This window comes from Lentzea albida (genome assembly GCF_900111005.1).
In the GTDB taxonomy this organism is placed as follows: Bacteria; Actinomycetota; Actinomycetes; order Mycobacteriales; family Pseudonocardiaceae; genus Lentzea; species Lentzea albida.
This window is the reverse complement of the sequence record NZ_FOFV01000018.1, coordinates 142,828-155,450: the sequence shown is the minus strand read 5'-3', so window position 1 is coordinate 155,450 and position 12,623 is coordinate 142,828. Positions and strand designations below refer to the sequence as shown.

Sequence of the window (12,623 nt, the reverse complement as noted above, 5' to 3'; positions counted from 1 at the left end):
GGTGACATGATGTTCGGCGCCCGCCTCCTGCAGCACCGCAAGAGCGCCGGGCTCAGCCAGGAGGAGCTCAGCGAACGGTCCGGTGTCAGCGTCCGCGCCATCAGCGACATGGAACGCGGCCGGGCCCGTTCCCCGCAGCGCCGCACCACCGAAGCCCTCCTCGACGCGCTCGACCTCGACGAACGCGCCCGCGCCGAGTTGCGCCGCCTCGCGCGGACCGGCCGGGTCGCGCCGAGCAGCCCCGTCTGGTCGCTGCCGCTGTACGTGGCGGACCTCGTCGGCCGTGAAGCCGAACTAGAGGCCATCGCGAAGAAGCCGAACGGACTCGTGGTCGTCCATGGGGCCGCGGGAACCGGTAAGACGAGCCTCGCTGTGAGGGCCGCTCATCTGCTGGAGGACCGCTTTCCGGACGGACAGCTGTTCATCGACCTGGAGGGCTCCGCACAGCCACTGCAACGGTTGCTGAAAGACCTGGGCGTGCCTGCCGAACACGTGCCCGAGGACGCCAACGGCCAGATGCGCCTCTACCGGTCGTTGCTCGCGGGCAAGCGCTTGCTGCTCGTGCTGGACGGTGCGCGCACGGAGCAGGAGATCCGCACGCTCAGAGCGGACCCGGGCTGCCTCACGATCGTCACGTCCCAGCGCCGCCTCGCGGGCCTGGAGGGCGCCACGTGGCTCCGGCTCGGCGGGCTCACCGAACCGTGCGCCGTCGAGCTGCTGGCGTCGATCGTCGGAACGCACCGCGTCGAGGCCGACCCGGAGACCGCACTGCGGCTCGTCCGGCTGTGCGGCACGTCGCCGCTCGCCCTGCGGATCGCGGGCAACCGCCTCGCCAGCCGCCCGCGCTGGCCGCTGAGCCACCTCGTGGAGCAGATCGAGGAACGGCGCCTGGCCGCGCTCACCGCGGGCGACCTCGACGTGCGCGGTGCGTTCGAGGTGTCCCTGGCGCACCTGCCGGACACCGCGCGCCTGGTGTTCCGGCGGCTCGGCCTGCTGATCGGCACCCACGTCACCCCGGAGCTCGCCGCCGAACTGGCCGGCGTCACCGCCGGCGAGGCCGGACAGGCGCTGGAGGAGCTCACCGACGTCAGCCTCCTCGACCCCGACGACCGCGGCTACGCGATGCACGGCCTCGTCCGCACGTCCGCCAAGGGCCTGATCGACGCCACCGACGACGACGCGGACCGCAGGATGCTCTCCTGGCTGCTGGAGACGACGGTCGCCGCGGGCGTCCTCTTCGGACAGACGGGTGACGCGCGTCGCGTGAGCCCCCGAAAAGCACCCTTCTCCGACGTGACGACGGGACGGCGCTGGCTGGACGAGCACCGCGACCTGCTGCCCGAGATCGTCACGCGCGCCCAGGCCAGGGGCCTGCACGACGACGTGACCCGGGCGGTGATCGCACTCTCGCACTACGCGGCCATCGAACCGGGCCTCGTCTGGGAACGCGTCTACCGCCTCGCGCTCACCTCCGCGCGCCTGCCGTGGCAGGAGGTCGTGGTGCTGGGTCAGCTCGGCTGGGTGCTGTTCGACGTGGCGAACAGGCCGGGTCCCGCGCTGGAGGTGCTGACCCGCGCGGCACGGGTCGCCGGGGAGTCGGGGGAGACCGGGCACCTCGGCTGGGTGTGGCTGATCGCGTCCGCCGCGCACAGCGGGCTCGGCCACTTCGACGAGGCCGAACGCGTGTGCCTGGAGGCGATCGAGCTGATGCGCGAACCGGCCGACGAGCACTACGCGAGGTCTGTGCTCGGCGTGCTGTGGCGGTTGATGGACCGCCCGATCGCCGCCGTCACCGCCCACGAAGAAGTAGCGAAGGAACAACGCGCCTACGCCGGCACCATCTACGAACTCTCCGCACTGGGCCGCACGCTCGGATGGCTCGGCCTCGCCCTGATAGACGTCGACAGGCCCGACGAAGCTGTGGAGGCGCTGACCGAGGCCGAAGACGTCTACGAGCGCGCACAGATGGCCTCATGGCTCGCGCGCACGTTGTGGCACCGCGCCCTGGCCCACCGCGCGGCGGGACGGCTCGAGGAGTCCGACGGGGACCTGGAGCAGGCGCTCACGGGGTTCCGTGCGCTCGGAGACGTCCTCGGGGAGATCGAGGTCCTGCGAGCGCTCGCGGACAACGCTCAAACACGAGACGACGACAACGCGAACCTGCGATACCTGCGCGACTCTCTCGTGGCGTGCGAACGGTGGGACACGGACGCGACCCGCGAGATCGCGGCGGAGGTGCGGGAGCGTATGGCAGCGGGTCAGCGCAGGACGGTGCTCAGGAACGCGTCGGCGTCGAACCGCTCGGAACCGGGCGGCACGAGCCGGTAGCTGGCGTCGAGGAAGTTCCGCAGCGTGTCCCAGGGCAGCCGGAACACCGTGACGTGCTGGTCGGAGATCAGCTCCAGCAGCAGCACGCGGCTCGACAGCGGGCGCAACCGCACGTCGCCCTCGCCCGCCTTCATGCTCAGGCCCTCGGAGAGCAGGTCCCTGCTCATGATCCAGGTGGCGACCTTGCCGCCCGAGTGGAACAGCATCGTCACGGCGAACGGGTCCTCCGCCTGGTAGACCAGCTCGGTCTCGACCGGTGCCGTGGTGCCGCCGGGCCGGACGAAGTCGAAGACGGTGCGTGACGCGACCCGCATCGGAACTCCCTGAAGTTTCGTGTTGCCTACAAAGAACATCACGTAATGGGCGGCTAAATGGTTCACGTCTCGCGTTGTCGATTACCAATTGATTGGTCGAACACTTTCCGCGTTCCTCGTCCGCACGGCCGCGGCGGGCGCTGTGCGAAGGGGCAGACCTGCGGAACTTCTGCTGGTGCTTCTGCATGGTCCCGCGCGCTGACCCGCGATTTGCTGGTGGGCATGGTCTCCCCACTTCGTCCCGGCCTCGTCGGCAGCGCCGTGCGCCACGCGGGCGGCCTGCTCGTGGGTCGGGAACGGGAGATCGCCGTCCTCACGGACGCGCTCGGCGGTGGCGCCCGGTCCTGCGTTGTGCATGGTGCAACTGGTATGGGCAAAAGCGCATTGCTGTCCGTTGCTTCCTCGATCGCGGTGCGCAGCGGGTTGCGGCCGGTGCGCGGATTGCGCGCGTTGAGCGGGGTCGACCGCCACACCGTGCTCGTCGTTGACGACGTCGAACGGCTTTCCGGGGACGAGGCCGAGCGACTCGAGCGGTTCCGGGGCGCGGTGCTGCTCGCGGGGGACTGCGATCCGGACGTCCTGGCGGTCGTGGACGCCGTGCGGGTGCCGTTGCGGCCGATCGGCGCCGAGGCGGTGGCGGAGATGGTCCGGCGCCGGTTCGACGCGGAGGTCCCGCCAGAGGTGGTCGCGCTGTGCCTGGAGTACAGCGGGGGAGCGCCGGGCGTGCTGAGCGACGTGCTGGACCTGGTCACCGACCTGGAGTCGGTGCGCCACGTGCTTCCCGGACTGCGGCTGCCGCGGCTCCTGCGGGCCGTGCGGCGGAGCTGGGAGGCGCTGGACGCCGACGCGGTGGCGGTCGGCCGAGCCCTCGCCGTGCTGGGGAGTGCGCCGCTGGACGTGCTGGGCGAGGTCGCGGGAACGGGGTCGTTCCGGACGCTGGCGGCGTTCGAACGACTCGTCGACGCGCGTCTCGCCGTCGCCGAACCGATGCGCGTGCGGTCACCGGCCCTGCGTCACGCGATCCGGCACGAGATGGCGCCCGAGGTCCGCGAACGCCTGCACCGCGCCGCCGCCCAGGTCCTGCACCGGCGGTGCGACCCGTCCGCCGCCGACCACGTGGTGGCGTGCGCGCGACCCGTCGGGGCGCTGTGGGTGGCGCCGGCGCTGCACGACGCGGCACGCGTCCACCGGGCCGCCGGACGGCCGGAGCAGGCGGCGAGGTGCCTGCGCGCCGCTCTGCGCGAACCCCGGACCGAGGTGGCGCAGCGGGTCGCGGTGGCGATGGCGGAGCTCCACCTGCGCTGCGGGATCGCGCCCAGGGCGGACGAGCTCGCCCGGCAGCGCGCGGCCGCCGGGGAGTGGTTCGACGCCGTCGTCCTCGACTGGCAGTGCGACGAGGACCTGCTCGGTTTCGCCGGCGCCCCTTCGGTTCCCGACGATCCCGAACGGGTGCTGCGGGAACTCCCGGAGAGCGGGCCGCGAGTGGTCCCGCAGCTGGCGCTGGCCGGATTCGGCCTGCTGCGACGGGGTTCCGAGAAGGTGGTGCTGGAGCTCGCGCCACAGCTGCGGCCGAGGCTCGTCGGCGCGGAACGGGACTGGCTGACCGCGCTGGAGATGTGGGCGCGGCGCGACGACCACGCCGCGGTCTCCGCGTTGATGCGCGATCTCGCCCAGGCGTCACCGCTGCGCGGCTGCGTGGCGCTGGGCGCGGCGGCGTTCGTCGCGTCCTGTGTGGACGCCGGACGTCCTGGCGAGGCCCGCGAGATGTTGGTGCGCCTCGGGTACACGGGAACGCTGCCGCCGGTGTGGACGTGCACGCTGCTGCTGCACCAGCGTGCCCGCCTGCACCTCGCGCTCGGCAGTGCCCGTGCCGCGCTGGCCGATGCCGAACGGGCGGGAGCCGCCGAGCTGGCGGACCAGGCGAGGGCGGCACTCACCAGGCGACGGCGGCCGGCGCGCTGTGCGGCGTGGGACGGGCTGACGCCGCACGAGTCGCGAATCGTCTCGCTGGTGCTCGAAGGCGAGACGAACCGGGCGATCGCCGCGCGGTTCGGCGTCACGCAACGGGCGGTCGAGCTGCACCTCACCCGCGTCTACCGCAAGGTCGGCATCAGCAGGCGGGTGCAGCTCTCGTCCGTCTTCGGCACCGCCTAGAGCAGACCGGACCGCAGCGCCCACGCCACCGCGTGCACCCGGTTGCGCAGCCCGAACCGCTCCAGCAACTGGTGCAGCGCGTACTTGACGGTCCGCTCCGAGCAGAACAGGCGCACGGCGACCTCCGCGATCGTCGCCCCGTCGGCCAGCAGTCTCAGCAGCTGCAGGTCGCGGTCGCTGAGCACGGGGGCGCGCTCCTGCACCGCCTGACCGCCGACGAGCAGCTTGACCAGGCGTTCGGCGTTGACGTCGGCCCGCCGCAGCGGGACCGCGAGACCGGCCTGGGCCGCGATCGACGGGGTGAGGTCGTGCACGCGCGCCGCGATCACCACGATTCTGGACGAGCCGCACGCCCGCAGCCGCGCGGCCTGCTGCGCGCACAGCTCGTTCACCAGGGCCAGCAGCACGTGCGCGTCCGAGCGGTCCTGCACCACCCGCACGCGCGGTGAGCTCTTCAGCAGGTGGGTCACACCGGCCGCGCTGATCAGGTCTCGGGACTCCACCGCCACGCGCACCGGTTCGATGCCGGGGTCCACGGTTGCCAGGGCACCACTCATGACCCGATCGTGCGGGTTCTCAGCGGCCGTCCACTTCGGAAAACCGAACCGATCCGATCAGCACCTGCCTGCCGTTCGCGAACGTGCGGAACTCGCCGGTCGGCCAGCGCTCGATCCGCAGCTCGTCGCCGGGGGTCACGGGCGCGGTGAACCGGGCGTGCAGCTCGGTGAAGTCCAGGCCGCTCACGGTGATCCCGAGCGTGCACAGGCCGTGCAGGATGGGCCGCTCGAACCCGGCCCGCCGCGCGAACTCCGGGTCGTGGTGCATCGGGTTGACGTCGCCGGTCTCGCGGTAGCGCAGCGCCTGGTCCGGTGTCGTCCGGAAGTGGCTGACCTCGTGCAGCCTCTCGGGCACGGTGAAGGTGCGGGTCTCGCCGCGGTCGCCGCCGAAACCGCCCTCGCCCTTGATGAAGCAGGACGAGCGCGTGCTCGCGTACTCCGACTCCCACGTGCTGACGACGAGAGCGCCGGACCCCTTGTCGTAGATGTGCTCCACCGTCTTGGTGACGACCGCCGAACCCTCCGCCGGAAGCCTGCCGTGCAGCCACAACGACTGCTCGGCGTGCAGCACCCGGGTCATGTCGGCGCCGGTCAGCCCGAGCTGCGGGCCGCCGTGCTGCAGCAGGGGGATGGCGAACGCGGGGGACAGGCCGCCGGTCGCCGCCGCGTACACCTCGGCGTCGCCGGACGACCAGGTGCGGACCTGTCGTTCGACGACGCCGAGGATGTCGTGGTCGAGCACCAGCCCAAGATAGGGCTAACCGAGCGTGCCCCGCACGCTCGCGTGGCCCTTGAGCAGGTTGCGGGCGATCGTGCGGCGCTGGATCTCGTCGGTGCCCTCGTAGATGCGCAGCAGCCGCAGTTCGCGGTACCAGCGCTCGATCGGCAGCTCGCGGGTGTAGCCCATGCCGCCGTGGATCTGCAGCACGCGGTCGACGATCTCGTTGGCCTTGATGCCGCCGTAGAGCTTCGCGATCGACTGCGCCTGCCGCGAGTCCTTCTTCTGGTCGACGAGCCACGCGGCGTGCAACACGAGCCAGCGCAGCGCCTCGATCTCGACGGCGGAGTCGGCGATCATCCACTGGATGGCCTGGTACTCGGCGATGGGCTGGCCGAACGTGACGCGGTTCTTGGCCTGCTCGATCGCCATCTCGACGAGCCGCTCGACGCTGCCGAGCGCGCGGGCGGGCAGCAGGTAGCGGCCCTGGCCGATCCACTGCATCGCGAGGTGGAAGCCCTTGCCCTCCTCGCCGAGGATGTTCTCGTGCGGCACGCGCACGTTGTCGAACACGAGCGCCGCCGGACCCCACTGGCCCATGGTCGGGATGGGCTCGGACTTCCAGCCCATGTCGCGGTCGACCAGGAAGCACGTGACGCCGCCGTCGGCGCCCTTCTCCTTGTCCGTCACGGCGAACACCATGACGAAGTCGGCCTCGTTGCCCTGGGTGATGAACGTCTTCTCGCCGTTGATCACCCACTCGTCGCCGTCCCGCACGGCCGTCGTGCGGATGGCCTTCGCGTCACTGCCGGCGCCGGGCTCGGTGATCGCGAAGCACGAGACGCGTTCGCCGGAGATCGTCGGCAGGAGGTAGCGCTGCTTCTGCTCCTCGTTGCCGTGGAACAGGATGTTGTCCGCGTAGCCGCCGAAGCGGAACGGGACGAACGAGCGTCCGAGCTCCGCCTCGATGAGCGCGGTCATCGTGCCGCCGAGGCCCATGCCGCCGTACTCCTGCGGCGTCAGCACGCCGAAGAACCCGGCCTGCTTCGCCTTGTCCTGCAACGCCTTGAGCTCGTCGCGGGTGAGACCGGGCTGCCCGGCGCGCTCGCGGCGCAGGACCTCGGGCTCCAGCGGGATGATCTCCTTGCGCACGAAGGTCCGCACCCAGTCGCGGATCTCCTTCTGCTCGTCGTCGAGCGTGAAGTCCATTGCTTTCCTCTCAGATGAACGCGTTCACGCCCGTGAGCGCGCGACCGATGAGCAGTTTCTGGATCTGGCTGGTGCCCTCGTAGAGGGTGGTGACCCTGGCGTCCCGCAGGTACTTGCCCACGGGGTACTCGTCGATGTAGCCGTAGCCGCCGAAGACCTGGATGGCGCTGTTGGCGACCTTCACCGCGGCCTCGCTGGCGAACAGCTTCGCCATGCTGGCCTCGGTGCCGAACGGTTCGCCGCGGTCGGCGAGGTCGGCCACGCGCCACGTCAGCAGGCGGGCGGCGTCCGTTTCCACGGCCATGTCGGCGAGGAGTTCCTGCACGAGCTGGAAGCCCGCGATGGGCTTGCCGAACTGCTCGCGCTCCTTCGCGTACTGCAGCGCGGCTTCGAGAGCGCCCCGCGCGGCACCGACGCAGCCCGCCGCGACGGACATGCGGCCCTTGTCGAGCGCGCCCATCGCGAGCTTGAAGCCCTCGGTGCTGAGCAGCGCGTCCTCCGGCACGTCGACGTCGTCGAGGGTGATCTCGGCGGTGGCCTGGCCGCGCATGCCGAGCTTGCCCTTGATCTCCGTGGCCTCGAAGCCGTCGGTGTCCGTGGGGACGAGGAAGGCGCTGATGCCCTTGGGACCCGGTCCGCCGGTGCGGGCGAACACGAGTGCGACGTCGGCCCACGTGCCGTTGGTGATGAAGACCTTGCGGCCGTTGATGCGGTAGCCGTCTGCCGTCTTCGTGGCCTTGGTCGCGAGGTTGCCCGCGTCGCTGCCGGTGCCGGGTTCGGTGAGCGCGAAGCAGCCGACCTGCGTGCCCGCGGTCAGGCCGGGCAGCCAGCGCTTCTTCTGCTCCTCCGTGCCGTGCTTCGCGATCGACTTCGCGACCAGCCCGAGCGAGACGGAGATGATGCCCCTGACCGCGCTGTCCCCACGGGCGACCTCCTCGAGGACCAGGCAGTAGGCGAGGTTGTCGCCCCCGCTGCCGCCGTGCTCCTCGTCGATGCCGAGCCCGAGGAACCCGACCTCGCCGAGCGCCGGGACCAGGTCCCGGTCGATCGCCTCGTCGCGGTCCCAGCGCGTGGCGTGCGGCACGATGCGCTCGTCAGTGAACCGCCGGGCCAGCTCCCTGAGCTGCCGGTGTTCGTCCGAAAGCGTTAGATCCACGAACCCTCCCGACTAACCGAACAGTGTTAGGTTAACTCACATGCCCCGGCCGAGCACCCCCCTGCTGAGCCCCGACCGCATCCGGTCGGTCGCGCTGGCCATCATCGACCGCGACGGCCTCGACGGCCTGTCCATGCGCAAGCTCGCCGCCGAGCTCGGCGTGCAGGCCGCGTCGCTGTACGGGCACGTCCGCACCAAGGACCAGCTGCTGAACGACATCGCGCAGTCGATCCTGTCGGCGGTCGACGTCTCGGGGTTCTCGGTCGACTGGCGCGAGGGCCTGATCCGCTGCGCGCGCTCGTACCGCGCGGCCCTGTCGACACACCCGAACATCGTGCCGTTCCTCGCGTACGGTCCCGCGGGGCGCGAGGAGTCACTGCAACGCCTCGACCTGCTGCACGGCGCCCTGGTCGACGCCGGCTGGTCGCGGCGCGAGGCCACGATGATCGCCGCGGGCCTGATGTACATCGTGTTCGGTTCGGCGCTGAGCTCGTTCTCGAGCGGGTTCTCGTCGGACCCGGCGGACTACGTCGACCGCTACCCGCACCTCGACCGCGCGCACCTGCTGCCGGGCGTGGCCCGCGAGCTCGACCGCGACAGCTTCGAACTGGCGCTCGCGGCGTTCGTCCGCGGCCTTTAGTGTGCTGGCGTGGCTTCGAAGGCGATCGAGCTAGAGGTGGGCGACCAGCTCGTCCGGGTGTCCAACCCGGACAAGCCGTACTTCCCCGCGCGGGGCATCACCAAGGGGCAGGTGGTCGAGTACTACCGCACCGTCGCGCCTGTGCTGCTCTCGGTGCTGCGGGACCGTCCCGTGGTGCTGAAGCGCTACGTCGACGGCGTCGAGGGCGAAGCGTTCTACCAGAAGCGCGTGCCCAAGGGCGCCCCGTCGTACGTGGAGACCGTGCAGGTCCGCTTCCCCTCCGGCCGCCCCGCCGACGAGATCTGCCCGACCTCCGAGGCGGTGATCGTCTGGGCCGCGAACCTCGGCACGTTCGACTTCCACCCGTGGCCGGTCCGCCGCCCCGACGTCGACCACCCGGACGAGCTGCGCATCGACCTGGACCCGCAGCCGGGCACGGACTTCTCCGACGCCGCCCGCGTGGCGTCGGTGCTGCGCGAGGTGCTCGCCGACGCCGGCCTGACCGGCTACCCCAAGACCTCCGGCGGCCGCGGCATCCACGTGGCCGTGCGCATCCGCCCGGAGTGGGACTTCGTCGACGTCCGGCACGCCGTCATCGCACTGGCCCGCGAGGTCGAGAAGCGCGCGCCGTCCCTGGCCACCTCGGCGTGGTGGAAGGAAGAACGCGGTGAGCGCGTCTTCATCGACTTCAACCAGGCCGCCCGCGACCGCACGATCGCCTCGGCCTGGTCCGTGCGCGGAACGCCCCGCGCGACCGTGTCGACCCCGGTCCAGTGGGACGAGCTGTCCACTGTGGACCCGGACGACTTCGACGTGCTGACCGTGCCGAAGTACCTGCGGGAGCGCGGTGACCCGCACGCGGGGCTCGACTCCGAGGCGTTCGGGATCGAGACGCTGCTGGAGTGGTACGCGGCCGACCCGCGCGGTGAGATGCCGTACCCGCCGGACTACCCGAAGATGCCGGGCGAGCCGATGCGGGTGCAGCCCTCCCGTGCCCGCAAGCAGGAGTAACGGCCGCTCGCCCGGTGCCGATCTTGTGTGCGTGACCGCGATCGCGACCGTCGTCGGGGGCTTGGCCGAGACCGCTCTCTCGTGGGTGCGCGATTCGCCGGTGCCGATGTCCGCGCTCGTGCGGCGCCGGATCTCCACGTACCTCTCGGGCCCGGACTGCGCCTCGTTGCTCGAACTGCTGTGCCAGCTCGAACACACCGAGCAGGGCGGGTTCCAGCAGGCCGCGGAACGGGCCGAGCTCGCCGAGGCGTTCCGCCGCGAGTTCCAGCGGGCGGTGCGGATCGAGACCTCGGAGTCCGCCGACTTCGCGTCCTCGTTGTGGGGTGTGATCGAGCAGAACGCGCCTTTCCGGGCCGCGGGCGTGCGGGACCGGATCAGGATCAAGGTGACGGGGCCGGAACGCCCGATCGCCGAACGCCTTGCGCTGGCCCTGGACACGGGTCGACGTGGTGAAGCCCGGGCCACGGGTGAGGTGATCCGCGCGGCGACGGCGCGTGCGCACGACCGCATGGTGATGCCGCACTCGAAGGCGGACTTCCGCTTCCCGGTCGACCGGATCTACGTGCCGCGCACGCTCCTGTTCGACGACGGGCCGGTCGGCGAGGACGAGGTGCCCGCCCGCCGGTTCGTGGTGGTGGGCAATCCCGGCGCGGGCAAGAGCACCTTCATCCGCCGCCTCCTGCACCGCGCGGAACTGGTGCCGTTGCTGGTGCAGCTCAAGCAGCACCAGAAGCTCACCGAGGACTTCGTCACGATCATCGCGCGGGAGCTGCGCACTCTGACCCAGCGGCTGGAGGACCGCCGGCACGTGGCGGACCTGCTCGACGCGGGCGAGGCCGTGGTCGTGTTCGACGGGCTGGACGAGGTCGGCGACATCCAGTCGCGGCGTTCGGCGGTGGCCGCGATCGAGGCGTTCGCTGCGCGCTTCCCGTTGGCGCGCATCGTGGTGACGTGCCGCCAGGAGAGCTATCCGGTGGCGAAGCTCGACTCGACGTTCGCGGTGTGCCGGCTGCCCGACTTCGAACCCGGACAGGTCGAGCACTACGTGCGCACCTGGTTCGGTCTCGTGCACGCGCCGGGGCGGGTGGAGGCGTTCCTGCGCGACAGCGGGCACCTGGCTGACCTGCGCTCGAACCCGTTGATGCTTTCGTTGCTGTGCATGCTCTACCAGAGCGAGGGCTACATCCCGGAGAACACCGCCGACGTGTACCGCGAGTGCTCCGAGCTGATGCTGGTGCGGTGGGACGCCGTCAGCCAGGTGCCGTCGGTGATCCGCTCGGTGAAGCTCGCCAAGGTCCTCGTGCAGGAACTGGCGCAGCACTTCTTCTTCACGCTCGACGGCGGGGGTGACGAGGGCGAGAAGACGTTGGAACGGCTGGTGGTCGCGCACCTGAGCGAGCGCGAGGAAGAAGGTGCGCGGTCCTACCACCAGCAGGCGCGGGAGTTCCTCGACTACTGCGCCGAACGCGCGTGGGTGCTGACGCAGGTCGACACGTCGGCGGAGGGGGAGCGCCGGTTCGGGTTCACGCACCGGACGTTCATGGAGTACTACACGGCCTGTCACGTGTTGCGGACGTGCGATACGGCCGAGCAGATCGTCGAGCGCGTGCTGCCGATGATCACGACGGGCAAGAGCCTGGTCGTGCCGCAGATCGCCTTGCAGCTGTACGACATGTACCGGGCGGATGGCGGTGACGCTTGCATTCGACTGCTGCTGAAGAAGACCGAAGACCACCAGATCATCATTTTCTGCCTGACCTTCCTGGAGCACAACAACCTCCGCCGTGCCACGGCAGAAGAGTTGCTGGAGAATGCTTTCGGGCTGCTGGGAGGGAGCGGTCACCCCGACCTGTTCGCGGCTCTCGAGGCGGTCCACCAGGCGAAGCCCACGAGTGTCGCCGCCGTCGCACAGGCGGTGTTCGCGCACACCGAGCCCGGTGATGATCTCCGGCTCGGCGCCGGAATGGTGGTCCGGCCGCCGGCTCTCGAACGCGAGGTGGCGTTGGGCGAAATGCGGCACGGAATCCTCCTCGTGGCGGAGTTCCTGGAGACCCACGACGTCAAGGATCTGGTCTATGCGCGGTTGCCGGGCGTGGACGGGTACGTGCCGGGGCCGGCGTCCAGGTCGATGAGGGACGGCTGGCTCGGCAACGAGGCGTTCAGGCACCTCATCTCGCACTGGGAGGAGGTGTTGCCGATCCCGGCCTCGGTCCTGCCCGCGATCATCGAGGACCGCCGCAACCTCAACGTGCACGGGTTGTCCGCGTCGCACAGCAGCGGGTCGCTCGCCTTCGCCGCGATCGTCGAGGCCGCGGCGTCGGTGCCCACTCCCGCACGTGCCCAGCAACTGGTCGAGTACTGCGCGCAGTTCGACGAGCTGGGTCCGGTCCGGGACCTGCTGGAGCGCTGGGGACGCGGCGATGTGGCGTTCGTCGACCCCGACCGCTGACACAAGCGTTGAGCGGCAACAGAAGCGGTACAGGCGTGAGCCAACCGGATGTATCGGGAACGGATCGACTCCGCGACCTCGTAGACT

The 12,623-nt window shown here is 70.8% G+C and carries 10 protein-coding genes; 5 read left to right on the top strand and 5 right to left on the bottom strand.

What is annotated here, in order from left to right; genetic code table 11:
• Window positions 1-6 precede the first annotated feature (6 nt).
• Complete coding sequence (locus BMY74_RS35010) at window positions 7-2,328, top strand: helix-turn-helix domain-containing protein (RefSeq protein ID WP_089923150.1); 2,322 nt, start codon at window positions 7-9, stop codon at window positions 2,326-2,328.
• Here BMY74_RS35010 and BMY74_RS35005 read toward each other — a convergent pair.
• Window positions 2,259-2,642: an SsgA family sporulation/cell division regulator gene (locus tag BMY74_RS35005; protein WP_177230078.1), complete on the bottom strand. Its 384-nt coding sequence runs from the start codon at window positions 2,640-2,642 to the stop codon at window positions 2,259-2,261. The genes BMY74_RS35010 and BMY74_RS35005 overlap by 70 nt on opposite strands.
• A gap of 369 nt (window positions 2,643-3,011) precedes the next feature.
• On the opposite strand from BMY74_RS35005, the gene BMY74_RS46390 reads away from it, so the two are divergent.
• Entirely contained in the window at window positions 3,012-4,796 is a 1,785-nt protein-coding gene (locus BMY74_RS46390) for a helix-turn-helix transcriptional regulator (protein ID WP_143091827.1), read from the top strand.
• Here BMY74_RS46390 and BMY74_RS34995 read toward each other — a convergent pair.
• From BMY74_RS34995 to BMY74_RS34980, 4 genes are read right to left on the bottom strand one after another with little or no spacing between them, the layout of a single operon-like run.
• On the bottom strand, window positions 4,793-5,353 hold the full coding sequence (locus BMY74_RS34995) for a helix-turn-helix transcriptional regulator (RefSeq protein ID WP_089923144.1): 561 nt from the start codon (window positions 5,351-5,353) through the stop codon (window positions 4,793-4,795). The two genes, BMY74_RS46390 and BMY74_RS34995, sit on opposite strands and share 4 nt — an antisense overlap.
• Window positions 5,354-5,372: 19 nt before the next feature.
• Window positions 5,373-6,095: a MaoC/PaaZ C-terminal domain-containing protein gene (locus BMY74_RS34990; RefSeq protein WP_245786525.1), complete on the bottom strand. Its 723-nt coding sequence runs from the start codon at window positions 6,093-6,095 to the stop codon at window positions 5,373-5,375.
• A gap of 15 nt (window positions 6,096-6,110) precedes the next feature.
• On the bottom strand, window positions 6,111-7,280 hold the full coding sequence (locus BMY74_RS34985; RefSeq protein ID WP_089923140.1) for an acyl-CoA dehydrogenase family protein: 1,170 nt from the start codon (window positions 7,278-7,280) through the stop codon (window positions 6,111-6,113).
• 10 nt (window positions 7,281-7,290) lie between these two features.
• Window positions 7,291-8,436 carry an acyl-CoA dehydrogenase family protein gene (locus BMY74_RS34980; protein ID WP_089923138.1) on the bottom strand — a complete coding sequence of 382 codons (1,146 nt, stop codon included), beginning with the start codon at window positions 8,434-8,436 and terminating at the stop codon, window positions 7,291-7,293.
• A gap of 40 nt (window positions 8,437-8,476) precedes the next feature.
• Here BMY74_RS34980 and BMY74_RS34975 point away from each other — a divergent pair, with 40 nt between their 5' ends.
• Genes BMY74_RS34975 through BMY74_RS34965 form a run of 3 tightly spaced genes read left to right on the top strand, consistent with a single transcriptional unit; the run spans window position 8,477 to window position 12,536 of the window.
• Window positions 8,477-9,076: a TetR/AcrR family transcriptional regulator gene (locus tag BMY74_RS34975; protein ID WP_089923136.1), complete on the top strand. Its 600-nt coding sequence runs from the start codon at window positions 8,477-8,479 to the stop codon at window positions 9,074-9,076.
• A gap of 9 nt (window positions 9,077-9,085) precedes the next feature.
• On the top strand, window positions 9,086-10,087 hold the full coding sequence (gene ligD, locus BMY74_RS34970; protein WP_089923133.1) for a non-homologous end-joining DNA ligase: 1,002 nt from the start codon (window positions 9,086-9,088) through the stop codon (window positions 10,085-10,087).
• Window positions 10,088-10,118: 31 nt separating this feature from the next.
• On the top strand, window positions 10,119-12,536 hold the full coding sequence (locus tag BMY74_RS34965) for an NACHT domain-containing protein (RefSeq protein WP_089923131.1): 2,418 nt from the start codon (window positions 10,119-10,121) through the stop codon (window positions 12,534-12,536).
• Window positions 12,537-12,623: the final 87 nt, after the last annotated feature.